Raw genomic sequence first — 24,319 nt, forward strand, 5'->3', positions numbered from 1 at the left:
GCAATATGATCGATTTAGGCGGCAATTCCTTTCTGATTTATTTTCTTTACCCATCAACTATCCTGAATTTAATCTGTCCTTCTTAAAAATAGCGAAGATGAAAAAACACTACTGCCTCATCCTATGCCTCATGATTCTTAGTTGTGAACCGACAGATATGATTCAGACCCTTACTAAACGGCAGCATAATTCCCGGGAACTTAGTTTGCAAATTCAAAAGATCCTGGAGAAGGCAGAGGTCGCAGGCCTTTCTGTTCAAATTTTCAATAATCATCAACGTGTCTATGAACAAGCCTTTGGTTTTGCAGATTTGGAAAAAGGGGATCGCCTGACTAATCAACATGGTTTTTATGGAGCTTCCTTCAGTAAGGCTGTTTTTGGATACATAGTGGCTGATTTGGTGGTGAATGGAGTTCTGGATTTGGACAAACCTTTACAATCCTATGTAGGACAGGCCTTTCCGGATATCCCTTTTGAGAAAGACTGGAAAGGATATGCAAACCTAAAAGGCGATTTGCGGTATGAAAAAATCACAGCCCGTATGTGCATGAATCACAGTACAGGTTTTCCCAATTGGAGATGGATTAGCAAGGAAGGAGAGTTTGACCGTGAAGGAAAAATTCAACTCCTTTTTGATCCCGGAAGCAGATATAGTTATTCGGGGGAAGGCATACATCTCCTGCAATTTGTGATCGAAAAGATTACAGGCAAAGGCTTGGAAGAAATTGCCCAGGAAAAGGTATTCAATCCCCTGAATATGAGCATGAGCAGTTATCTCTGGCAGGAGCGTTTTGAAGGGAAATTCTGCTTGGGGCATAAATCAGATGGCAGTACCTATCCCAAAGATAAAGAAGATGAAGCAGGGGCTGCAGGTTCTATGGAAACAACTCCTGAAGACTATGCCAAATTCTTTGAACATATCCTTCAATTGTACAAGGCAGATGATACTCGGGTAGAGCTCATGTTTACTCCAAGTATTAAAATTCACTCTGAGAAACAATTTGGTCCCCAATCCTGGATAGATTCAGGCAGGCATGATAATATTGAGCTGGGCTATGGAATCGGCTGGGGCCTTTTACAGAGCCCACATGGCATAGGAGCCTTTAAAGAAGGGCATAGCGATGGCTTTCAGCATTATAGCATTATGTTTCCGGAGAAGGGCATAGGGATTATACTCATGTCCAATAGCGATCGGGGAGAGAGTACATTTAAGGAATTGTTGGAACTGACGATAGGAGATACTTATACGCCATGGGAATGGGAATTTTACATTCCCTATGATCAGGAATAAGTGCAAATTCACGTATCAAGTTTGACTGCAAAGCCAGGACAAACGCATACTCAAACTGTCATCCCGGAATCTACCAGATGTCCGGGACCTCTAGCTACTTCCCCTTTACTAGAGATCCCGGCACTTTTAATAAGGCCGGGATGACATGCTTCTTTTAGGAAAACAATTAGAATTTGTATAGTTAGGAATCCTTACTATATTTGGTGCGTGCTTTCAAGAAGGAAGCATTTCTTTTAATCATTAAAAGTTAGGAATCCTAACATAAAATTTAAATCAAATGAAGAAATACTGTATTATCATTAGTTTATTTCTGGCCACTGCTTGCACGGCAGCAGCCTGTCCCGATTGCCCTGCGTATAAAAATGAGGATTTTCAGATCAGGTCCACCCGTATCATCCACAAAGCCGATTTGGGCTTGACAGTCTGGGAAATAGAGGTAGAAGGAAGGGCAGGGGAAACCACACCTACGCCAGTCGGGCAATTGGATGGAGCTCCTGTTTTAGGCTATGTTTTCCCCACTTCTTTGAAGTCTACGGATGTTGGATTTGGGGAAACGGAAGGAATAGTAGCATTGGCATTGACTTCACATCCTGATTTTGATGATACCCCATTATGGGATGAAAATGCGGATCGTGTTTTTGACAATGACGGCATTATCTGGCATCCACATTGGGTCGTGTTGACCCAGGATGATCGAGTAGCAGGCGGTCTCTCTGTCAAGCAATTTGACAAGGCCAATGATGCCGTTGTGCTGCCACCCACCAATCCAGGTATGCCTATGTACATGGATTCTCCTGGCTTTCCGGTACGGACTCAGGGCAATACCATACGAGTTGTAGTGCCTGAGTATCGAATGAATGGGAAAACAGATTTCAGCTTTGATGCGGTTAGTTGTTATATGCAAGTCAATACCAGTAAGGCAGATAAACCCATGTTGGGAGTTTATGAGGTATATGGAGTAGCGAGTGGTGATTTGTCTTTGCCTTATAAAGTCGAGAACCAAGAATAGGTTTTACCTCTACCGAAGGATGTGTAACTTGCCTGTCTGGATTTCCAGGCAGGCAATTCATGGATATGAGCAAAAGCAGTTTTGATATACGCTTTCAAGAGAAAAATACAGCAGCCAAGATTGTTGCTGGTTTGGAGAGAATTGCAGAAGCTTTTCGAGTTCTGATTTGGGAGCGGGCGAAAAAACTGGGACTTAGTCCTATACAAATACAGTTGTTGATATTTATCGCTCACCACGAACAGAAACTCTGTAATGTCAGCCACCTGGCACAGGAATTTAACCTGACCAAACCTACAATTAGTGATGCAATCCGGGTACTGGCTAAAAAAGGCCTGATTAAAAAAGAAGCATCAGCGGTAGATAAAAGAGCTTACTTCATTCTTTTAAGTGAGGAGGGGAAAAAAATTGTGGGTCAGACAGAAGGATTTGCACATTCAATCTATGAGGGAGTAGAAATGATGGAAGAAACGGTCCAGGAAAGCCTTTTTGGCCAAATCAGTGAGTTGATCCAAAAACTCAATCAACAAGGAATTCTCAGTGTACAGCGCAATTGCCAGAGTTGCAGGTTTTATAGCAAAAAAGCAGAAGGACATTATTGTCAATTGCTTAGCCTCGATTTGGCTGACACAGACCTTCGGATTGATTGTGCTGAACATGAATTATTTAAAGCAGAATAAATAAACAGACTAAATTTTCTTCTATGGGCGGAGATTGGAAAGAAATGTTGTTAGCAGCAGAAAAGGGCGATTTGGATCTGCTGACCTATCACATCAAAATGGGAGCCGATCCCAATTACCAGCATCCGGAGTTTTTGACTACTCCTTTGATTGAGAGCATCCGTTTTGGTCATCTGGATTGCGCCAAATATTTACTCGACAATGGAGCCGATCCCACGATTAAAGAGGCTTTTGGGCCACATACTCCCCTGGCACTTGCAAAATTTTTGAAAAATAAGGAAGCCGTCAAATTAGTTACTGACTATCTTCCTTAAACCTAATTCTCCTGGGATAGTTTGAAGTATAGTAGGGGATAAAATTTGGATGAATGAATGCGTCCAAAAATATTTATCTTTAATCCCCGGCATCTTTGAACACCTACAATATGAAAATACAATATTTGCTCTCCTGCTTCCTGGTCATTTGCCTGATGTTGGGTCTACTGTCTTGTGAAGAAGAGGTCCCCACAGCTGAAATCAGCTTTGACACATTACCAGCTATATTCGAAAACCTTGATGCCAACTATGCTGCGGATCTTTCCTACGGAGCTTTCCCTGAAAACACCTTCGACATTTTTTTGCCTAAGGTATCAGGACCTACTCCTCTGATCGTATTTATCCATGGAGGAGGCTTTACGGGAGGAGATAAAGATATCGTCTACAATGCAGCCTCTGCAAATGCAGCCAGAAATTTGCCTGAAGAAATCAGAAAGTACATTGATGCGGGTATCGCCTTTGCAACGATCAATTATCGATTGTTAGATGACAGAGATCAGGAGGGGGTCTTGAAACCCCTGGGGGATAGTCGAAGATGCCTTCAGTATATCAGATCGATTGCAGCTAGCCTCAATATTGACAAAGAAAAAATTGCCCTGACAGGGAATTCTGCGGGCGCAGGTACAGCTTTATGGCTTAGCTTTCATGATGACATGAAGGAAACAGGAAGCGATGATCCTGTTTTACGAGAATCTACTCGTGTTTTGGGAGCTGCTGTAACAGAAACCCAGGCAAGCTATGACCTCAAAAGCTGGGAAACCCATGTTTTTTCAGATTATGATCTGCAATTGGAGCCCCTCGTGAATTTCGACCAGGAATTGGAGCAAAGATTTAATTCTTTTTATGGGATTAGCGATTTCGCCGATTTTGAGTCTCCGGAAACCCAGGCTTACCGGGAAGAAGTAGATATGCTGGCTTGGATGACGGCAGATGATCCGGAATTTTGGGTGAGTAATACGCTACAGCCTCTGGATACACCCATAGATTTGGGACAGCTTCTTCATCATCCCTATCACGCTCGCGAACTCCTTCGCAAAGGCAATTCGATAGGCCTCCTAAGTTATGTTACCTACGGACCATTTGCTGATCCGGGAAGGGAATCCCTCTCTGATTACCTGATACGCATTTGCAGGGAGTAAAGTAATTTATGCTCATATATTCAGGTTAAGGGAATTATTCCTATCTTGAAAATATCATGGCAAAGAGCTTAGGCACAACTCAACCCGACGTTATCGTCGATGTCCTTTATGAAAAAGGCCTGCTTTACTTTGTCATTATCAATAACTCTGACCTGGTAGCGCGCAATGTCCGGGTTAAATTTGACAGGAAGATTGTTGGAGTGCAGGGGCGCGTCGTAATTTCAGACTTAAACATTTTTGATGCTTTGGATTTCCTTGCACCACGCAAGGAGATACGCGTATTTATTGATGTAGCTCATGGCTATTTTGCCCGTAAAGGAGCAGAGAAAATCAGGTTGGGCCTGGAATGGAGAAATGAAGGAAGAAAAAGATTTAGCAAGACGATATATCATAACCTTAGCATTTATAAGGATATGGGGTATCTGGGAAATATTGAATAATTTAATACTTAAGATATGGCACGTAATTATCCAATGGCAGGCTCGCACTTTCAAGTGGATTGGGGTGGAACATCGATTAGCTTTCAAAAAATATCTGGTTTGCGGATTACTCATGAAGTAGTTGAATATCGAGGGGGGGCAAGTCCTGAATACTCCAATATCAAAATGCCTATCGCTACAAAATATTCAGATATCACTCTGAAAAGAGGAATTTGTCAAGGAGATAATGAGTTTTTTGATTGGATGAATACCGTTGCTCTGAACACTATTGAAAGACGTGATATCACCATTAGTCTTTTAAATGAAAGTCACGTACCTGTGGTGGTATGGAAGGTGAAAAATGCATTTCCCAGGGAAGTTGCATATGGAGATCTTGATGCGATGAATGCCAACTTTGCTATAGAAGAATTGGTGATAAGCCATGAAGGGATGACTGTTCAGAATGATTAATTAAAAATGAAGCTTAGCTACACCCTTTCTGAAGAAGATTTTCTCCAACATCAATTATACCTCGCATCCAATTCCCAGCGCATCCGAAAAAAAGAACAGAGGGCCTGGAAGTTGATTTCTTTTATTTTTTCACTCATAGGAGTTATCCTTTATCTTACAGATACGGCCTTCCCCCTTGGCCCCTTTGCTATTTTATTTGGATTTATTACGGTCCTTTTCTACCCCCTTTATGTTAAAAAACACTATAAGGATCATTACAAAAACTTTATCCAGGAAAACTATCAAAATCGTATCGGATTCCCGACCGAGGTAGCTTTACATGAGGCCTTCCTTTTTATGAAAGATAAAAGCGGGGAAGGAAAAATCGACCTCTCTGAACTGGAATATCTGATCGAAATTCAACAAAACTTTTTCCTCAGATTAAAAAGCGGGCATTCCCTGATTTTCCCTAAAGCTCAAATACAGGATCTGCCGGCTTTTCGGAAAAGCTTTCAGGATATTGATGTACAAGTGGAGCCCGATTTAGATTGGGAAAGAAAGTTTTTGGGCCTCCCAAATTTATTCACCAAAGCCTCTCCAAAAATCCCGGTTTAGGTATTTATTCTCTGTTTGATCCACTATTCCTAAGGGGAGTTTTCCCTAATAATTTTTGCTTACTGTTGATTTGCCTTCATGATTCCCGACTAAGAGGATGTAGCAATTATATGGCTAGACGCGAAGCACAATGAAATAGATTATTATTCTTAGTATGAAAATGAATAATACCCAAAGCCCTGTTTTTTCTATGCACGTTCATCGCGATTGGAGGGAATTTATTCCTGCATCCTTATGCCGGAAAATAAAAACAGCACGAGATCATTTCGTATCAAAAAAATTGGCTAAGGTTCATCAATAGCATAATTTTAAGCTAATTGTTATTTCCCGGGATTCCCCTTTATGGGGAATCCTTTTCTTTTAACTTATCTCCTGAATTTTTGTATCTTTATTTCAGATCAGCGTAACCAGACACGACACCTCTTTTATACTCAACATTCATACATAATGCTGGTAAACCTAAATCAGGTCCTGCTTTGGGACCTGGAAAGCTATATGTTAGCATGAGAATCGTATCAAAATTTCATGACTATTATGACAGTGTCCAGGCAAGTGGTCAGGACCAAAGTTGTGTGTATGTAAGGAAGGAGGATAAAAGTCTGGTCCACAATACGGACACTCATTACCACAAAATATCCCAGTTGAAAAATCTGGGAGAAGCTGCATTGTTTAGTAAAGAAAGAGGTCCTGAGCATCAATCCATTCTTTTCTTTCGTGAATTAACCCTGGGCTATTGCGGGAAACTTTATCCCATATTTCAGTTTGTACATTTCGAAGGCAATAAGGCAAAGAAACTGCATCATTTCTATAAGCCTGAAGATGCGGAAGCCTATTTCCAGACGGTCATCGATGACTATCCCTATGATGGTCATTATTTGAATTATTGGGGGAATGGGAAGAAACTGGGACTTGATCATGCCTACAGCTATGAGAGTCGCTACGATATTGAAGTAGACGATCTCTTCCACTATTTCCAGGTTCCTCTTTTTATGTTACCTGATATGCCCTATGATTTTTCGGCTTTGGAGGAAGTTTGGGGCTATAATCACTTTCGCAGAGGGAAAGATGTAGTGAATATCCTGCTAAATCCTTGTTTACGCAGGCTTGAATTTTTTCGTATAAAAGATCCTTACAGCTGTTTTCAGGACATTTACCAATACATAAATGGGGTACTGGGAAATACAGAGAATATCGAAACCAAAATGAGCGATCAGGATAAAATTCAGCAACATGGCTTTGATCAGAAATACGGTTTCCGCAAAAGACCGGGTAATAAAAAACGCAGAAAAAATAAGAAATAAAGGCTAGGCTTTTTTACCCTTAATCTTATTCCTAACAGAACATGAATCTCAAACATATTTTTTCGAAAGGCCCTAAAAGCCCTGAAGATAAAGCAGAACGGTTTTGGAAATGGTTCGCAAAGAATCAGCAACAATTTCTCTTTATTACCTCAGTATCTGTAGAAGAAAAAGACCGTATGCTCAATGAGTTTCTGGAAGAACTTCACAAGTATGATGAGAATTTATACTTCGAAATGGGAGGGCATCCTGACGACCAAAAAGTAGAGCTTATTATTACGGCTGAAGGCAATATTGAGGCATTCCCTTCGGTAGAACTCCTGGTGGGAAAAGCGCCATCTTTTGAGTCCTGGGAAGTGATTGCATTTAAACCACCTATGGGTACAGGCTTTACTACCGAATATGGAGGCTACTCCTTTGATCCTGAAAAAATCCTGTTTATACCCTTGAAAAACCCTGATAATCCACAGGCCATAGGGCTAAAAGTGTGCTATCCGGATTACAGAGAAGAAGATAGAAATATCTTTATAAATGGAAGCTTTATCATGTTGGATGTGATATTGGGCGAAAAATCCTGTGTAGAGGATATCGACTATCTTGATGCTGCCCAAACACCTGAAAATATTGTTGATTACCCTTTTCGAAGCTTAAGTAACATCAAAAGCTACATTGACGAAGTGAAAGCTCGATAATCATCTGGTACATGTCTTTGAAGGGACAAGTAGGTTTTTAGGAATTCCTTTATTTTAGGCTCATCCTCAGAAGATATTGCGTTCTAAGTATTATGAAATGATTGCACCCACTATTCCGGATAATGAGGTTGACCGATTGGCTGCTCTTTATGCCCTAAATTTAAAAGAGCAGAGCAAAGAAGATCGTTTTGACAAAATGGTCAATCTGGCTTCAAGCTGTTTGAAAGTTCCTATAGCCTATGTCGCGACCGTTGATAAGAATCATCAATTGATCCATGCTTCCTGCGGATTGAATTTCGTTTCATCAGATCGAACGACTTCCTTCTGCGGCCATGCCATCCTTCAGGACGCCCCGCTCATCATTCCTGATACTCATGCAGACGATCGCTTTCATGACAATCCCCTGGTCGTCAATGATCCCTTTATTCGATTCTATGCAGGCTATCCCTTGACAAGTCCGGATGGATTTAAAATCGGAACCTTATGCATAGCAGATCATCAGCCTCGAGTTCTTACAAAAGCAGAACTGGAGATGTTCATGGATTTGGGCTTTATGCTAGAGCAGCAATTGCAATTGTTGCAATTAGGAGAAATCCAGCTACAATTGGTTCAGAGTCGAAATGAAACCTTGCGGATCAATAAGGAGCTTGACAATCACAATCAATTTTTTCAGCAAATCTTTGGGAGATATATGAGTCAGGAACTTCTTTCCTCGATTCTCAGCAATGAAAAAAACCTGGAACTAGGAGGGGAAGAGCGAGAAGCCACGGTAATGATGAGTGATTTGAGAGGATTTACCCCTATGGCTAAACGTTATGGCGCTCAACGGACCGTAGAAATCCTCAATATGTATTTGGAAGAAATGATTGATATTATCCAGCAACATGGAGGTTTTATCAATGAAATTTTGGGCGATGGGATATTGGTTGTCTTTGGAGTTCCACATTATAGAGATAATCCTTGTTACAGTGCCGTGATGTGTGCCAAAGCTATGCATGATGGCCTGGAGCGTGTAAATGAAAAATTGAAAGCCAAAGGTTACCAGCATTTGGAAATGGGAATAGGGATCAATTCTGGGAACTTAATAGCCGGCAATATTGGCTCCAGTCAACGGATGAAATATGGGGTAATCGGAGATACCGTGAATCTGGCTGCCAGAATAGAGTCCTTTACCGTAGGAGGGCAAACCCTTGTATCTGAACGAACCTATGAAAATGTGCAGGATAAGATAGAGGCAGAAGGAAATTTACGTGTCAAGATCAAAGGCTATAAGCAGGTCTTCAAAATCTTTGATCTGTCTAGTGCTAAATCAGCAACTCCCAGCAAGTAATTCTACAAGCTGAATTCGAAAAGAAAAATGAAGGTCTATACCTAACTTGCCTGCATGCAGGAAGAAATCTATGAACCTGGTTTCGTCGAGAAACTCTTTGACCAGATGAGCGATTCCTACGCTCGGATGAATTATATCACTTCTTTTGGTTTCAGTGAACGTTGGAGAAAGCAATGTGTAAAAGTCTTAGCCATAGAAAAGGGCGCCAAAGTTTATGACCTGATGACGGGTATGGGAGAATGTTGGAGTCAAATTCTGGAAAACACCGGAGCCGAAGGGGAATTGCATGCCCTGGATATCTCTACCAATATGCTGGCCAGAGCACACAAACGAAAACAAAAATTCAAGGATCATCAGATACGGATTTTAAAAGAAAATGTATTTGAAAACAGTTTTCCGGATGGGGAGGCAGATTTTATTGTATCAGGATTTGGAATAAAAACCTTTAATCCAGAACAGTTGGAAATTTTGGCGAAAGAGATGTTTCGACTCCTCAAGCCAGGAGGCAAACTTTCGCTGATAGAAGTGTCCATTCCACCCAATAGGCTCCTAAGGATATTTTATATGTTTTACCTCAAACAAATCATTCCTATTCTGGGCTGGATGTTTCTGGGGAGTCCGGAAACGTATAAAATGCTGGGTGTCTACACCGAGAAATTTGAAAATGCCAAAGACCTGGAACCTATTTTCAGGCAAGCAGGATTTCGCGTAACTTATGTAAGCTATTTCTTTGGCTGTGCAAGTGGGATTATTGCGGAGAAATCCTAAAGCGAAAGACTGTAAATGACCGAACTAGAAGCTTATATTCATTCCTATTTTGGAATTCAAGACACGCATATGACTGCTCTGGCAGAGTTGTTCAGGGAGACAGCTTTGAAAAAAGGGGAATATTTCACCCGAATTGATACGCAATGCCAGAAATTGAGTTTTATACGGTCGGGACATCTCCGTGTATTTGCCTATAAGGAGGATAAAGATATCACCCAATGGATTTCCTCTCAGGGGGAATTTGTTACGGATCTGGCAAGCATGGTCTTTAAGACACCTTCTCGTTGGAATATTCAGGCCCTTACGGATTGTGAACTCTATAGCATCAGTAAAGAAAAATACGATGAGATCGGCAAAATTATCCCTCAATGGGATCAATTGGAAAAGCTATTTCTCGCCAAGTGTTTCCTGACCCTGGAGGATCGTGTCTATTCTTTCCTCTCCATGAGCGCCGAGCAAAGATATCTCCAATTGTTCGAGAAGAAACAGGACCTTTTCAATGAAACCCCTTTGCACTATCTGGCCTCTATGTTGGGGATGACGCCCGAAACCCTGAGCCGAATCAGGAAGGCACAAAGCCTGGAGAAAAATTCTTGATATAGATCAAGACAAGGAATAGGAGTACTAACGAGATTTGTAAAAACAAGAAACATAGATGTTTAAACAACTCTCAATCCTTAGTATCATCACCTTAATTTCCTCAACTCTCATGGCACTTGAATTAAAAACCACCATCCGCATTGAAGCTTCTCCTGAAGTAGTATGGCAAATCCTGACAGACTTTGACGCCTATCCCGCGTGGAACCCTTTCATCAAAAAGCTTGAAGGAGAAGTATCGCTTGGTGAAAAAATCCGGGTCGAGATTACGGATATGAAATTCAAACCCAAAATTCTGGCCTTTGATCCCCGTAAAAAACTGGAGTGGATTGGTCGTTTTCTTATGCCCGGAATAGTAGATGGTCGGCACTACTTTATTCTGGAAGACAATGGGGATGGAAGTACCAGTTTTATACATGGAGAATATTTCAAAGGGCTTTTGGTACCTTTTCTCAAGAAGAAACTGATGGGAGAAACTCGCGCGGGTTTTGAAGCCATGAATCAGGCATTAAAGAAACGAGCAGAAGCCATGCTTTCTTCCTGAAAATTGCCTTCCCGACTTTCAGCAACTATTTTTAACAGATGAAATCGGCGATAAAGGAAAAGGTCCTGAAAATATTTCAGCAGCATAGACAGAATCCCAATCTGTCTTTTGAAGAGGAATATTTTCTGGACTTTCTTTTTGCCAAAAAGATCAAACAAGGAAGTATCAGAAACAGCTTTCGAGGCCTCGCGCTTTACAATCGCTTTATGGAGGCCATCCAATTGGAGTTTGGAGTCTGCTTCAGACTGGCGGATAAGCAGAAAAACTATAGCCTTGATGAATTGGTAGAACAAGTGGAGCAAAGTTTAGGGAATCCCAAATCTTCTAAAGCTGCCATGCGATACTTGCTTAGACAGCCTTTTGAATGGAAACTTATTCTGTTTCTAAATGTCTTTTTAGGCTTGATTACTGCTTCTTCTTATCGCCTGACTTTCGTATTTATCTTTTTTCTCATCTTATGGATAGGGGTGAATGGAATATTGATCAATATCTATTATCGAGATAAAGGCTTTGCAAAGAAATTGGCAGAGAAAGTTCTGGGAGAATAAATCTAACAAATACTGTCATTTTGAGCCCCAGCGAAGGACCTAAGCCTTCCCCTCATTTCTTTCTATATTTCTGATGGATGTTACAAGCACCTGATGGAGATTTCTCGACTCCGCTCTGAATGACACAGATAGCTTAACACCCAAACACCCAAACACCCAAACACCCAATCCCCAGATTTTCTCTATTTTTACTCCATGAACTCACTACTACAAAAGGCCTGGATTTGGGCGCTTTTATTTCTCTTCATTCTTGTATTGGAAAGCTTGCCCATTTGGCAAGACTGGAGCCTGGATCTGTCTTTTCTGGGATTTCCTCCCTGGCTGTGGTTTCTCATGGGCGTACACCTATTGCTCATCGCTTTCCTCTTTCTTTTTAGCAAGCACTACCTAAAGGATAATTCATGATCTATTTTATCCTGATCGCTTATATCGCGATTACCTTTTGGGGAAGTCTCATTGGGGTCGGCAAACAGGAGTCAACACCCGAGTCTTATTTCCTGGCAAACCGGAACCTCAAAACCCTGGGCTTATTTTTTACCATCCTGGCTACCAATTTCAGCGCCTTTTACTTTTTGGGTTTTGCTGCAGAAGGCTATAAGATTGGATATACCCATTATATTATTATGGCCACCGGAACGGCTTTGGCGGCTGTTCCTTTCCTCCTTATTGGTACCAAAGCCTGGAAACTGGGTAAAGAACATGGATACATAACCCCGGCAGAAATGATATACGGGCAAACGGGATCAAGGGCGCTGGCTATGCTCTTTTCAGGAGTCATGGTCGTATTTACCTTGCCTTATCTATCGCTGCAAATCGTTGGAGGAGGTTACATTCTGGAAAACCTGACAGGAGGAGAAATTTCTTATCAGCTTGCCATCATTCTCCTGACCATCCTGACTATTGTGTATGTAATCCTGGGAGGGATGCAAAGTGTCGCCAAAACAGATTTGAAACAGGGGCTGATAGTGATCCTCTTTATGAGTTTGGCAGTAATCCTGATCAGTCGAGAACTGGGGGGAATGACCAAAGCCAATGAAATGGCTTCAAGTTTGATACCTGACCTCTTCTCTCCTTCGGGTGCAAATGGACATTATACTTGGAAGAAGTGGATCAGTTTCCTGCTTTTTTGGCCCTTTTGTATTCCGATGTTCCCGCAATTATTCATGCGCTTTTATATCGCCAAAGACCTACCCACGCTCAAAACATCAGCGATCTTATATGCATTGATTCCGGTATTGATTTCAATTTTGCCGGTGATGATAGGGGTTTGGGGGCATGTTGACTTTCCGGGACTTGAAGGTAAGGCTGTAGATCAAATATTGCCGATGATGCTTAAGGAATATAGCAACGAATGGTTTGGAGCTCTGGTTATGACAGGAGCCGTGGCAGCCTTTATGTCAACCCTGGATTCGCAATTGTTGGCGATCAGTACGATGGTCACCCGAGATTTTTATCTCCCTTTCCGTAAAACTCCCTTGGACTTCAAACAAGAGGTCTTTACTGGAAGAGTTTTGGTGGGAATATTTGCCCTAATAGGCTTATTGATTGCTTTTAATCCCTTTGATACCATTTTCGATATGGGGAAGATGGCCTTTTCTGGTTTGGCTGTGTTATTTCCTACAGCCTTGTTCTGTAGTCGCTACCGGATTGAGAAACCCCTTTTTCCCATACTTGGAATTGCCATTGCATTGTCAGGACTCTTTGGCTTTTATTACTCCTGGATTCCTCATAGTTGGGCAGGAGGATTTGAGCCTTTCATGTTGTTGATTGTTGTTAGTTTTGGCATCAGCGCCCTTGGGGCTTCTTTTGGTAAAACCTAAGCTTAAAGGGAGGTCTTTATATGATTTGGGCTGTTTTTCTAGCATTTTTAGAAAAGCTGGAGTTAAATATCGTAGAGTCCAAAGTCAAGCGCAGCTGCCGGCACATGTTCCGATGGGCTCTTTAGGACCAGTGCATCAGGTTGTTTTCGATTTGGAGTGATCTATGCTAATAATGTACGACCTTAAAAATGATTGGCAGGACTATTACGATTTCGCCATTTTGGATGCCTGATGTTTCATTTTGTCAAAAAGAAGCCTAATTCCCGAATGAATAATAAGGATATTTAGTAGAATTATTCGGGTTTTAGGGTAGTAAAGCCTTTTATTTAAAAGCACTCAGAAATTGAGCTGCAAAATGCAATTGCATGAAAAAAACCATCATAGTTCTTTGTTTCTTCCTTCCTCTATGTTCAATGGCTAGCCTGATCAATATGGTAGCCCTGGAGAAATCCGCAATTCCGGATAAAGGGAAACTGGCACTCCTGCTACAGGAAGATTGGGGCCTTGAAATTGACAGTACGGATATTGAAGGTTCAGATAAAAGTCTGGCTTTTAATCTTCAGGGAGAAACCATTGGCTTTATGCTGATGGATTTTGCGATCCCCTGGCAGGAAATAGAAGGCCCTTGTCAATATTCTCCTACCTGGGACGAGGCAAGTGTCGAAATGAAGAAACATAAATCTCACCTGATCATTACCGTCATATCTCAAAAGAGTTCCCTGATTGAAAGAGAGTTATTGCTCAATAAACTGGTTGCCTCCAGTCTGAAACTCACCGAAGCCATCGGCGTGTATATTGCGCGAGCCCAATTGGTCCGTTCGAAAGGAGAATTCCTGAATGAATCCAATCGCATAAAAGCCCGCAGTTTGCCTGTGGGTAATTGGTTGTTTTTTGGGATCGCTGAGACCAAGAAGGGCAATGCCGGATTTACGGTAGGACTGGAAAATTTTGGCTATCGCGAAATGGAAATTCTGGAATCTGAGAAATCCCTGGGCGATATCTATGTTTTGTTCTACAATACCTCCCATTATGTGCTTACGGAAGAGGTTGTGTTTAGGAATAAAGCGACCCTTGGGTACACTAAAACACAAAAACTGCCCATTCGCATCAAGAAGTCTACAGTGGCAAAAGGAAAAAAGGTAGTTTTAATTGACTATTGACGAAAGCTCTTGATCCAAACATAAGGTTAACCATGAAATTATTACCCTTTCGGCAGTTTATCATGCTGAGCAATATGGATAAACGCGATGTGATTTCGCATTTGTCCCGAAACCTCCAATCCCGAGAAAAAGTAGAAATCGGTGATGTAGCCCCTCCGGGTAGAGAAAAGAAATACGAAGGCTTTATCCTGGGAGATACTTTCTCCATCAGCCCCATAGAATTGAAAGACAACTTCTTTAAGCCTGTCCTCGAAGGTTTTTTCTGGGGGAATAAGCGATATACAGAAATAGAGGTAAGTATGGTATTTCCATTGGGAATAGCCGCATGTATTTCACTTTTCGCTGCCTTGCTGGGCTTTTTTCTGATTTTCTTTTTATTGGAAGAAGGGCAAAGAGCCCAGATTGACTTCCTGGTCTTATTGATCCCTATACTTTCACTTGCCTGCTTATATTTAAGTTGTCTCCTGCATTTTAAACGCTATTCCAAAAAAATGAGAACCTTTTTTAAAGAGGTGTATGAGTTTGAAAAGCTATATGAACGGATATAATTCTGATATTTCTTATTTATCCTATCATAAATTTCAGTAGGTGATATGCAGCATTTTGAAGATAGACTGAAAGGCGGACATCCCAACTCTTTGGGAAATACACTTGAAGTAGTCGAAGAAGTTCTTGCAGAAGGAAGTCGGTTTGATGAACTCTTCAACTGCTATTTCAGCGAAGATGAAGTCGTAAGGCTTCGGGTTTCAAATGCCATGAAGCGAGTGGTCAAAGTAAGGAAGGATTTGTTGTTGCCTTATATCAATCGCTTTCTAAGTGAAATCGCTGAAATAGATCAGGCTTCCACCCAATGGACCCTGGCCAGCCTTTTCGATAGCCTTTCCCGGGATCTGAATGATGAGCAATACCTGATGGCTCAAAAAATCATGCAAAAGAATCTCGCCCATCATCAGGATTGGATTGTGCTGAATACAACAATGGCTACCCTCGCCAAATGGGCCAAAAAGGATGAAAGCTTACGAAAATGGATGATTCCTCATTTGGAAAGACTGGCTTTGGATGAAAGGAAATCAGTAAAAGGGCGTTCTCAAAAACTTCTCAAACAGCTCGTTTGATTTTGTGAAACAAACAATTGTGATATATTTGCGTATATTTAACACAAATAAAAATAATCACATTTCTTAATCACTAGTATGTTTGGAGCCATCGCAGGTGATGTTATCGGATCACGTTTCGAAAAGAACAACATCAAAACCAAAGACTTTCAGTTATTTCACAAGGATTGCAGTTTTACTGATGATACGGTTTTGACGGTAGCCATTGCCGATGCTATCCTTGGAGAAAAAGATTATGCGGAGAATATCCGTACATATGCCCTTAAGTATCCATTTGCGGGATATGGGGGAACCTTCAAGAAATGGATGGCAGGTATTATCAAAGGTCCTTACAATTCCTGGGGAAATGGTTCAGCTATGCGGGTGAGTCCCATCGCCTGGGCCTGGGACAATTGGAAGAAAGCCCTGGAAGAAGCAAAGAAAAGTGCAGCGGTTACTCATAATCATCCGGAAGGCATAAAAGGAGCTCAGGCGATTACCATGGCTATTGCGATGGCAAGGCAGGGGAGAACCAAAGCTCAAATCAAAAAGATCGTCAATCAATATTTTCCCTATGAGCTGGAGCGGAGCATAGAGAGCATTCGTCCTACTTATAGTTTTGATGTAAGTTGCCAGGGATCTGTACCTGAGGCAATCATTGCTTTTTCTGAATCCGAAAATTTTGAAGATGCTATACGAACAGCCATAAGTATTGGGGGAGACAGTGATACCATAGCCTGTATGGCAGCAGCTATAGCAGAGGCTCATTATGGGCTCCCCTCAGAAGAATTTCGGGAAAAAGTGTATGCCTACTTACCACAGTCTTTTATAGATACGATAAGAGCTTTTCACAAAGCCTATCCTGTAAGGAAGTAGGACCACTTCAGAAGAAGTGATCCTACATATTACATTAGCAACACAATAGATATTTTCAAGCATTGTTCACTTTACAGGAACTAATGCCAAAGATTGCATAGAGAGGACAGAAGCTCACCGCACTGGTAAGCAGGAATATACCGGCTACAACTCCCAAAATGATGGCGAGGGTTCCGCCGATTACATTTGTAAAGTACAGTCCCGCAACCGCCAGTACGATGAGTGAACGAATGATGCGGTCCATATTTCCCATGTTCTTTTTCATTTGCTTTTTCTTTAGGGTTAGATATGATTTAGTATCCCTAAATAAAGCAGTAGCCAGGAGCTTGTCAGTGATTATAGTCACACAACTCGATGCTTTTTCTCGATAAGATGATCTTTCCCTCCAATTCCAGCTTTTTGAGGATACGAGAGATCACCTCTCTGGCGGTGCCCATTTCATAGGCGATTTCCTGATGACTCAATTGAATCACAGGCTTCTCAGTACCTTTAACTTTTTTGGCTAAATAATGTAGAAGCCGTCCTTCCATATTGCCAAAGAGAATATGATCCAGGGACTCTAAGAGATCTGTATAGCGGAGGTTGTAAATATTGAACATATAGGCATTGATACTGGGATACTTGCGCATCCAGCTCTTCAATTTTTCAGTGGGAATCAACAATGCTTCCGTTTCTCCTTCTGAAACAGCATAAACCTGGCTATTTTTCTGAGATATGCAAGCCTGAAAAGACATGGCGCAACTTTCGCCAGATCGGATATAGTAGAGCAAAAGCTCTTTGTCTTCCTTTCTCCGAAACACCTTTATCCTACCCGAAACAACAATAGGAATACCCGCAACTCCTCCTCCTTCTGTCAGGATGGTTTGTCCATCAGTAAAAGTCGAAACCTTTAAAATATCCTCCCATTCCTCCAATAATTCGGCTTCTATAAAAGGAATATGGGCTTTTAGAAAGCTTTTCATGATTTTTAAGTTTGGGAAAATCTGTGAAATTATTGGTAACCCCAGTTACATTTTTAACAAATCTCCTTCTGGCCTAGCCCCAGATTCCGTATATTTGATAGGTATCCACAACCATAACAACACATAAAATGAGTGAGGAAGAAAAGAGTGAATCAGGGAGTCCCGTCTTTAGACACGAAGCCAAAGAAGAAGGCTTTGTTCCTGCCCATGGCGATGAGGCCAATATCCAGGCCATCAGTGATCATATAGAAAAGCATATCGGTCCCATAGAATCGGTCTTTCATGAGATTTTATCTCACCTGGTACATATTGATGTTCATTGGGTGAAAGCGACTAAGGAGAGACCCTATCATGCCTTTATAACTTCGGGTATGAGTGATATTCCCATGCACGTACCCGAAGGCCTGGAAGATCAGGCTTTTGCAGAGGTTTTGATTTTGCTTCCTGCAGATTGGGGAATTGAAGGAGGAGTAGGTAAAACGATGGATGAGGCCTTTGAAGATGAGTTGAATTACTGGCCTATCGGATGGTTAAAAAGTATCGCTCGCTTTCCGCATGAATATGAGACCTATATGGGCTGGGGACATTCAGTGCCCAATGGAGAGCATGCAGAAGCCTTTGCTCCTAATACTGAAATGGGATGTATGCTGCTACTCCCTGCTATAGACTTGCCCGTAGACTTTTTTGAGCTTAAGATTCATGAGGGAAAGACCATACGTTTTTATGGCTTGTATCCTATTTATAAAGAAGAAATGGAGTTTAAGTTGAAGAAAGGAACGGATGCCCTTGTGAGGAAGTTTGACAAATATGAGGTATCTGGGATTCTGAATCCTACTCGAGTAAATACCTGCAAAAAGAAAGGATTTCTGGGCCTCTGGTAATTCCAATGTTATGCAACATGATCAGGACGTGTACAATCAGGGATTTAGATCAAATAAAAGCTGAAATTGAAGATTTTTGGGGACATACCAGAACCCGGGAGATGCATCACCCTATTTTTGTTCATCAATTTGGGGATACCTCAGCAGTGATAGAAGAAAAAGAGAAAATTCTGGCCTATGCCCTGGGCTTCTATTCTCAGTTGGGAGAAGAATTGTATATTCATCTTGCAGCCGTAAGAGGAGCGCATCAAGCTCAGGGCTTGGGACAAAAATTGTACAATCATCTGATTGAAAAAGCCAGATTAGCCGGGAAAAAATCACTCAAGGCTATCACCTCAGCAGGCAATCGAGCATCGATTAAATTCCACACAGAAAAAATGGGGATGAAATGTCTGGGAGACCGAATGGAAAATGGAATTCTGGTATTTTCTGATTATTCGGGCGAAGGAATAGACCGTATCGTATTTGAAAAAGTCTTTTAGAAATAAAGCGATTATTTGACATACACTATGCACAGATCGATAAACACAATTTTTCTCTTGTTCCTGACCAGCCTTTTAATAGCTCAAAGTAAAAAAAACAGCTATGAGGAGATTTGGGCGGATATCAGCAAGAATAACTTTAAAAAAGCCCAGCTCAAAGTAGATCAACTCCTGGACAAAAACCCTAAAGATTTCCAGGCATATTTGCTGAAAGGGGAAATTTTCATAGGGCAATCAGACATAAGATCGGCAAGAGCCCATTACGAAGCAGGGCTTGCCAAATTTCCCCGAAACCCTGGTTTTTTTAATGAAAGAGCAAATTTCTATAAAAAAATCCTTGAATTTGATCATGCAATCCGGGACCTGGATCGAGCCATGGAACTGGCATCAACAGATACACTTCGGAACCATTACCTGACAAATCGAGGGGTAGCAAAAATAGAGAAACGGGACTTTCACGGAGCCTATGAAGATCTCATGATCTCCTATGCTTTTGATTCTACAAACATTGTAACTCTCACCAATCTCGGGGCACTTGTAGATGAAATTGGACGAGAAGACGAGACCTTTTTTTATCTGGAAAAAGTAATTGAAATCCGTCCTGATTTTGCTCCGGCTTATGGAAATATAGGATTTCGATATCAAACGATTGGGAAACATGAAGAGGCCATCAAGTACTTTGATAAAGTCCTGGAGCTTAAGCCCAATGATCCCCTGGGCTTTAATAACAGGAGTTATAGCAAAATGAAATTGGGGGATTTGAAAGGAGCGATGAGAGATGTCCAAAAATCTTTAGAGATTTATCCTGGCAATGCCTACGCCTATAGGAACCGGGCTTTGATCTATTTGGAATTGAAAAAGAAGGAAAAAGCTTGCGATGATTTGCACCGGGCGGAGCAGCTGGGCTTCACTACCAAGTATGGCGATGAACTCAAATTGTTGATTATTGTAAACTGTTTATAGAATTTTTTTTAAATAAAAGATAAATATGCACCGATTGATAAGCACAATACTTTTGCTCTTTTTCTCTCTTCTTTTATTTGGCCAGGAAGATACAGATACCTATGACAAAGTGGCTCTGGAATTAAGACAGAGGAATTTCAAAAAAGCCGATGAATTAATCAAAGACCTTATAGCGGAAGATCCGAATGACATACGCGCCTTTGGCTTTAGAACCCAGTATTTTATTTTGACTTCGGACATCACAGGAGCAGAAGAACATTTGGAAGATGGCCTCAGACGTTTTTCTAAAAACCCTTATTTCTATGAAAGTCGATCTTATTATTATTACTCCATATTGCAATTTGATCATGCTATCAGGGATTTAAGTAGAGCAATGAAATTGGCAGCTGATGCGGATAAAAAGAATTACTTTTTGATCAGTCGAGCCATAGCCAAATCAGGAAAAATGGATCATGAAGGGGCCTATGCAGATTATATGATTGCATATAAATTTGATTCGACCAATATTCATGTGCTGAACAATCTGGGCGCCATAGCAGATAATTTAGGCAAAGTCGATGATGCCCTGGAATACCTGCAAAGAGTAATTGACCTTCAACCGGATTTTGCTCCGGCTTATATCAACAAGGGATATCAACTTCAGAAGATGGAAAAACACGAGGAAGCCCTGACTTATTTCGATAAAGGAGTAGAACTATCTCCAGATAGTCCACTTGCCTATAGCAATCGGAGTTTTAGTCGGCTGAATACCGGAGACTTGAAAGGCGCGATGAAAGATGTTGAAAAGTCCCTTAAACTTTATCCTGGAAACTCCTATGCCTATCGAAACCGGGCACATATTTATCTGGAAATGGGTAAAAATGATAAAGCCTGCGAAGATTTGTATGAAGCCGAAAAGCAGGGCTTTAGTAAAATGTATGGGCAGGAGGTTCAAAGACTCATTATCATCAACTGCTATAATTACGAATCAAAGTAATCCTAGATTTCTCTATGAAGAAAGTCATTATCCAGGGGAGTTCCCGTTCAGGAGGAAATACGCATAGCCTTATAAAATTCCTGCAAAGTCGGGGAAAGTTTGATGTCATTGACCTCAAAAATTATGAGATTTCCCCCTATGATTATGAACATAAAAATCGGGAAGATGATTTTCTCCCCTTGATGAGGAAGCTACTAGGGTATGATCTCCTCGTATTCGCTACGCCTATATATTGGTATAGCATGAGTGGGATCATGAAAAACTTTGTAGACAGATTTACTGATTGTCTGAAGATAGAAAAAGAACTGGGACGAAAACTCAGGGGGAAATCAATGGCGGCCTTTTGTTGTGGATCTGATCCGGATGAAATAGAAAGTTTTTTTCTCCCATTTGAACTCACAGCTGGCTATCTAGGCATGCAATATCTGGGACAGCTTCATGCCTGGATAGAGGAGGAAGAGATAGAGGAGCTCGTAAAAGAAAAATTAATTCAATTTATGAATTCCTTTGAGGATGTATAATACTGTCAAACTTATAGTTTTTGCTTTGTTAATGGGTCCCATATTCTTGTTTGGACAAGAAGCCTTCTGGCTGAAGAAAAATCTGGGAAATGGGGAGGAGGTCTTTCAGTTTAGGCTCAAGGATAAACTCGATTTGGATCAATTGAAAACTCAATTTCCCATTCGTTTAGAAATCGAATGGAGCTTTATCCTTGATAATCATGCAGAAGGACTTAGCTCCTCTGAATTGAAAAAAATTGGCCAATTCGAAGAGCTCTTCCTGAAAGAATTAGCAGAGAGAAAACTGGGGATTTTTATTGGGGGATTTGATTCTACTAAAAGAAAAAGATGGATATGTTATGTGAAAGAGGAAGCAGCAAGCTATAAATTACTAACTGAACTCAAACAAAAATTGCCCAATGGAAAAATGCTGGAAGTTTTTGAAGAAGAGGATATAAATTGGAAAGAGTATAGACAACTAAAAGAACTTATCTTAGGAGTCTGAAGCGAAATATCAGAATTCTGATTTCCTATTCGTCTATAGCTACTTTACAGATTACCTATGAAAAAAACTGTATTCAGTCTGTTTTGTATCCTCTTGCTTTGTCTGGGGGTAAATGCGCAGCAAAGTTTTCCTGAAAGGTGCGAAGGCCTGTGGGAAGGAACTATGTATATCAGTTCTAAAGGACAACTTCGAGATAGTGTAGGAATCATTTTTACGGTGGAGAAAATGCAGGAGGAAAATGCATGGGTTTGGCGAACGAAATATATCTCTGAGAAGTTTCCCATGACCAAGGACTATATCCTCAGATTACAGGATGATAAGAACCAGGTATACCTGACAGATGAAGGAGATGGGATTGTCCTTTATGATTATCTTTTTGGCGATAAATTGTACAGTGTGTTTGAAACGGGCGGGATATTATTAACAGCTTCTTATGAGTTGAGAGGAGAAGAGCTGATTTTTGAAGTTACTTCGGGAAAAGTTCAGGAGGAAAAAGTAAAAGACATCAGCAATTACAGCGTCAATAATGTGCAAAGAGTGGTTTTGAGGCGGAAAGAGACCAAATAAGGAAAAGAAGAAGAATTGGCTAAGTGGAAAAGGAGAGCAAGCTCAGGACTTTTAAACCAGCTTCTTGGGGATTTCTACAAAAAATCGACTGCCCTCATTTTCCTGGCTTTTTACATAAATCCTTCCGTGGTGCTTTTCGAGGATTTTCTCACATAAACTCAGGCCAATTCCTGTACCCTCAAAGTCTTCTTTATTGTGAAGGCGTTTAAAGAGTTTGAAGATCGTCTGTTGATCTTCTTCCTTTATTCCAATTCCATTATCCTCTACGATAAAAAGATGTTTCTCTTCTTTGCTTTCATAGCTTATCTGAACCTCAGCTTGTTTTTCGGCAGGAACGAATTTGATCGCATTGGATAGAAGGTTCTGAAAGAGCAGTCGGAGCAGGCTGGCGTCTCCTTGAATACCCGCCGGCATAGACCCTATAGATATCTTCGCCTGCTTTTCTTCAATCTCTTTCTTAAGATCCATCTGAATATCTGAAAGTATCTGTTCGATATCCTGAGTCCTTATTAGCAGGTTTTCATTATTGATTCTCGAGAATTCCAGGAGATCATTGGTAGTATCTTTGAGCCGGATGGCTGATTCCAGGATAAATCCTAAATACTCTTTTTCCTTTTCATCTTCCCTTTCCTTGAACATCTTTTTGAGAACCTTGCTAAAGTTTATGATGTTTTGGGCTGGAGAGCGGAGATCATGAGCTGCGAGGTAGGCATAATCTTCCAGCATACGATTACTACTCAGCAATTCCCGATTTTTACTCCTCAATTCTGTATCTATTCGCTTAAATACATAGGTTATTTCATAGTAGATCAGAATTAATGACATACAGGCAAAAACAATCTCCATAATGATCACAAAATTTAGTTTGCGATCCGAAGATATTTGCAGACTTTGGACGGTTTTATCCATGTATTCGAGGAAAGAATCCTGGTTTGCCCTTAAGTCCAGAATAGGAGGAGAATTTCCTTTCTCAAGTTCAAGAATGTAGGCATTGACTTCTTTGAAAAATGGATTAAGAGAGGATAATTGTTGATATATTTTTCTATCGGTCCAGGTCCAGAATTGTTCTTTCTGGGTTTCGAGAAGGAATTGATGTGCACTATCCCATTCTATATAATAGGCGCGTATATTTATAGGACTTCTTGAATCTTTAAGCTGTAAAGCATAAGCCTCTGCAAGGATTCTTTGGCTTAACATTCTTTGCCTACCTGCCAAATTGATTATGCTGGCATCCTGCTGTTTTTGGAATAACCAATACTGGATAAAGACCTGATTCATAAGGATCAGGCCGATGGCGGCAAGGGTAGCAAAAAAATAGACTTTATTTCTTTGCATCCTGAAAAGCAATAAGTAATGCCTGAAGATTTTCTTTGCTCAAGGGTTTTTCTATGTAGGAATGTACCAAAGGGTGTGCATCACTTAAGGCTTTATCTTTATGATAATTAGAAGAACTCAGGATCACAATCCAGGGATATTTCTTCAACTCCATCTCTTCAAATCGATCCAAAAACTCCCAACCTGTCATTTGAGGCATATTTATGTCCAGGAAAATAATTTCAGGAAAGATCTCATTTTGATCCTCCAATTCCTGAAAGTATGCCAGGGCTTTTAGAGGTGACAGAAATGACTTGGCTTCTTTCCCCAGCCCGGACTCCTCCATTATGAGTTCATGGAAAACATTATTTGGACGATCATCGTCTATGAAAACCAATAGGTCAAACTTATGCATGTTTGATATTAAAAGGCATTACAGTACTCTATGAGGGCGTATTTAACCAGGACTATGCCCTAAATTAAGTCCGTCAGCTGTGCCTTCAAATTAAAATTTAGTTAATTTTTTAC

32 protein-coding genes are annotated in these 24,319 nt (G+C 40.9%); 28 read left to right on the forward strand and 4 right to left on the reverse strand.

Annotation, left to right across the window (positions count from 1 at the left end):
- Positions 1-97: 97 nt before the first annotated feature.
- The 21 genes from R8P61_05935 (at position 98) to R8P61_06035 (ending at position 16,641) form a co-directional block, all read left to right on the forward strand.
- Positions 98-1,291, forward strand: a complete 1,194-nt coding sequence (locus R8P61_05935; protein ID MDW3646577.1) for a serine hydrolase domain-containing protein — start codon at positions 98-100, stop codon at positions 1,289-1,291.
- Positions 1,292-1,568: 277 nt separating this feature from the next.
- A complete protein-coding gene (locus tag R8P61_05940) occupies positions 1,569-2,300 on the forward strand; it encodes a hypothetical protein (protein MDW3646578.1) in 732 nt (243 codons plus the stop codon).
- A gap of 65 nt (positions 2,301-2,365) precedes the next feature.
- Positions 2,366-2,977 (forward strand): MarR family transcriptional regulator, encoded by a 612-nt coding sequence (locus tag R8P61_05945; GenBank protein ID MDW3646579.1) that lies wholly within the window; start codon positions 2,366-2,368, stop codon positions 2,975-2,977.
- Positions 2,978-3,000: 23 nt separating this feature from the next.
- Positions 3,001-3,291 (forward strand): ankyrin repeat domain-containing protein, encoded by a 291-nt coding sequence (locus R8P61_05950; GenBank protein ID MDW3646580.1) that lies wholly within the window; start codon positions 3,001-3,003, stop codon positions 3,289-3,291.
- Positions 3,292-3,401: 110 nt separating this feature from the next.
- Positions 3,402-4,430 carry an alpha/beta hydrolase gene (locus R8P61_05955; protein ID MDW3646581.1) on the forward strand — a complete coding sequence of 343 codons (1,029 nt, stop codon included), beginning with the start codon at positions 3,402-3,404 and terminating at the stop codon, positions 4,428-4,430.
- Between the two features lie 56 nt (positions 4,431-4,486).
- Positions 4,487-4,870: a hypothetical protein gene (locus tag R8P61_05960; protein ID MDW3646582.1), complete on the forward strand. Its 384-nt coding sequence runs from the start codon at positions 4,487-4,489 to the stop codon at positions 4,868-4,870.
- A gap of 15 nt (positions 4,871-4,885) precedes the next feature.
- Positions 4,886-5,320, forward strand: a complete 435-nt coding sequence (locus R8P61_05965; protein MDW3646583.1) for a phage tail protein — start codon at positions 4,886-4,888, stop codon at positions 5,318-5,320.
- 6 nt (positions 5,321-5,326) lie between these two features.
- Positions 5,327-5,914 carry a hypothetical protein gene (locus R8P61_05970; GenBank protein ID MDW3646584.1) on the forward strand — a complete coding sequence of 196 codons (588 nt, stop codon included), beginning with the start codon at positions 5,327-5,329 and terminating at the stop codon, positions 5,912-5,914.
- A gap of 503 nt (positions 5,915-6,417) precedes the next feature.
- A complete protein-coding gene (locus R8P61_05975) occupies positions 6,418-7,215 on the forward strand; it encodes a hypothetical protein (protein MDW3646585.1) in 798 nt (265 codons plus the stop codon).
- A gap of 41 nt (positions 7,216-7,256) precedes the next feature.
- Entirely contained in the window at positions 7,257-7,904 is a 648-nt protein-coding gene (locus tag R8P61_05980) for a hypothetical protein (protein ID MDW3646586.1), read from the forward strand.
- A 97-nt stretch (positions 7,905-8,001) separates the two neighbouring features.
- On the forward strand, positions 8,002-9,234 hold the full coding sequence (locus tag R8P61_05985) for an adenylate/guanylate cyclase domain-containing protein (GenBank protein MDW3646587.1): 1,233 nt from the start codon (positions 8,002-8,004) through the stop codon (positions 9,232-9,234).
- Between the two features lie 54 nt (positions 9,235-9,288).
- Positions 9,289-10,002: a class I SAM-dependent methyltransferase gene (locus tag R8P61_05990; GenBank protein ID MDW3646588.1), complete on the forward strand. Its 714-nt coding sequence runs from the start codon at positions 9,289-9,291 to the stop codon at positions 10,000-10,002.
- A gap of 15 nt (positions 10,003-10,017) precedes the next feature.
- A complete protein-coding gene (locus R8P61_05995) occupies positions 10,018-10,599 on the forward strand; it encodes a Crp/Fnr family transcriptional regulator (GenBank protein MDW3646589.1) in 582 nt (193 codons plus the stop codon).
- Positions 10,600-10,657: 58 nt separating this feature from the next.
- Positions 10,658-11,143 carry an SRPBCC domain-containing protein gene (locus tag R8P61_06000; protein ID MDW3646590.1) on the forward strand — a complete coding sequence of 162 codons (486 nt, stop codon included), beginning with the start codon at positions 10,658-10,660 and terminating at the stop codon, positions 11,141-11,143.
- A 38-nt stretch (positions 11,144-11,181) separates the two neighbouring features.
- Entirely contained in the window at positions 11,182-11,691 is a 510-nt protein-coding gene (locus tag R8P61_06005; protein MDW3646591.1) for a hypothetical protein, read from the forward strand.
- 195 nt (positions 11,692-11,886) lie between these two features.
- Complete coding sequence (locus R8P61_06010; protein MDW3646592.1) at positions 11,887-12,096, forward strand: hypothetical protein; 210 nt, start codon at positions 11,887-11,889, stop codon at positions 12,094-12,096.
- Positions 12,093-13,511: a sodium:solute symporter family protein gene (locus tag R8P61_06015; GenBank protein MDW3646593.1), complete on the forward strand. Its 1,419-nt coding sequence runs from the start codon at positions 12,093-12,095 to the stop codon at positions 13,509-13,511. The genes R8P61_06010 and R8P61_06015 overlap by 4 nt, the downstream gene beginning before the upstream one ends.
- Before the next feature lie 365 nt (positions 13,512-13,876).
- The gene (locus R8P61_06020; GenBank protein ID MDW3646594.1) at positions 13,877-14,671 is read left to right on the forward strand and encodes a DUF4261 domain-containing protein; all 795 of its coding nucleotides are present in this window, start codon (positions 13,877-13,879) and stop codon (positions 14,669-14,671) included.
- A gap of 32 nt (positions 14,672-14,703) precedes the next feature.
- On the forward strand, positions 14,704-15,219 hold the full coding sequence (locus R8P61_06025) for a hypothetical protein (GenBank protein MDW3646595.1): 516 nt from the start codon (positions 14,704-14,706) through the stop codon (positions 15,217-15,219).
- Positions 15,220-15,264: 45 nt separating this feature from the next.
- Positions 15,265-15,786 carry a hypothetical protein gene (locus tag R8P61_06030; GenBank protein ID MDW3646596.1) on the forward strand — a complete coding sequence of 174 codons (522 nt, stop codon included), beginning with the start codon at positions 15,265-15,267 and terminating at the stop codon, positions 15,784-15,786.
- 78 nt (positions 15,787-15,864) lie between these two features.
- Complete coding sequence (locus R8P61_06035) at positions 15,865-16,641, forward strand: ADP-ribosylglycohydrolase family protein (GenBank protein MDW3646597.1); 777 nt, start codon at positions 15,865-15,867, stop codon at positions 16,639-16,641.
- Positions 16,642-16,696: 55 nt separating this feature from the next.
- Here the strand turns inward: R8P61_06035 and R8P61_06040 are convergent, their stop codons facing one another.
- Together R8P61_06040 and R8P61_06045 are read right to left on the reverse strand one after the other, a co-directional pair.
- Positions 16,697-16,906: a DUF2892 domain-containing protein gene (locus R8P61_06040; GenBank protein ID MDW3646598.1), complete on the reverse strand. Its 210-nt coding sequence runs from the start codon at positions 16,904-16,906 to the stop codon at positions 16,697-16,699.
- A gap of 64 nt (positions 16,907-16,970) precedes the next feature.
- On the reverse strand, positions 16,971-17,603 hold the full coding sequence (locus tag R8P61_06045) for a Crp/Fnr family transcriptional regulator (GenBank protein MDW3646599.1): 633 nt from the start codon (positions 17,601-17,603) through the stop codon (positions 16,971-16,973).
- 128 nt (positions 17,604-17,731) lie between these two features.
- Between R8P61_06045 and R8P61_06050 the strand changes: the two genes are divergently transcribed.
- The 7 genes from R8P61_06050 to R8P61_06080 are packed head-to-tail and all read left to right on the forward strand — an operon-like array spanning position 17,732 to position 22,477.
- Positions 17,732-18,484: a suppressor of fused domain protein gene (locus tag R8P61_06050; protein MDW3646600.1), complete on the forward strand. Its 753-nt coding sequence runs from the start codon at positions 17,732-17,734 to the stop codon at positions 18,482-18,484.
- Between the two features lie 17 nt (positions 18,485-18,501).
- Positions 18,502-18,966: a GNAT family N-acetyltransferase gene (locus tag R8P61_06055; protein MDW3646601.1), complete on the forward strand. Its 465-nt coding sequence runs from the start codon at positions 18,502-18,504 to the stop codon at positions 18,964-18,966.
- A gap of 27 nt (positions 18,967-18,993) precedes the next feature.
- Positions 18,994-19,929, forward strand: a complete 936-nt coding sequence (locus R8P61_06060; protein MDW3646602.1) for a tetratricopeptide repeat protein — start codon at positions 18,994-18,996, stop codon at positions 19,927-19,929.
- A gap of 25 nt (positions 19,930-19,954) precedes the next feature.
- Positions 19,955-20,905, forward strand: coding sequence for a tetratricopeptide repeat protein (locus R8P61_06065; protein MDW3646603.1), 951 nt, complete (start codon positions 19,955-19,957; stop codon positions 20,903-20,905).
- Positions 20,906-20,919: 14 nt separating this feature from the next.
- Positions 20,920-21,426, forward strand: coding sequence for an NAD(P)H-dependent oxidoreductase (locus tag R8P61_06070; GenBank protein ID MDW3646604.1), 507 nt, complete (start codon positions 20,920-20,922; stop codon positions 21,424-21,426).
- Entirely contained in the window at positions 21,419-21,910 is a 492-nt protein-coding gene (locus R8P61_06075) for a DUF695 domain-containing protein (GenBank protein ID MDW3646605.1), read from the forward strand. Before R8P61_06070 ends, R8P61_06075 begins: the two co-directional genes overlap by 8 nt.
- A 57-nt stretch (positions 21,911-21,967) precedes the next feature.
- Positions 21,968-22,477, forward strand: coding sequence for a hypothetical protein (locus R8P61_06080; protein MDW3646606.1), 510 nt, complete (start codon positions 21,968-21,970; stop codon positions 22,475-22,477).
- Positions 22,478-22,528: 51 nt separating this feature from the next.
- On the opposite strand, the gene R8P61_06085 is transcribed toward R8P61_06080, so the two are convergent.
- Positions 22,529-23,812: an ATP-binding protein gene (locus tag R8P61_06085; protein MDW3646607.1), complete on the reverse strand. Its 1,284-nt coding sequence runs from the start codon at positions 23,810-23,812 to the stop codon at positions 22,529-22,531.
- On the reverse strand, positions 23,799-24,206 hold the full coding sequence (locus R8P61_06090; GenBank protein ID MDW3646608.1) for a response regulator: 408 nt from the start codon (positions 24,204-24,206) through the stop codon (positions 23,799-23,801). Before R8P61_06090 ends, R8P61_06085 begins: the two co-directional genes overlap by 14 nt.
- Positions 24,207-24,319 lie beyond the last annotated feature (113 nt).

It is taken from the genome of Bacteroidia bacterium (assembly GCA_033391075.1).
Lineage (GTDB): Bacteria > Bacteroidota > Bacteroidia > J057 > J057 > JAWPMV01.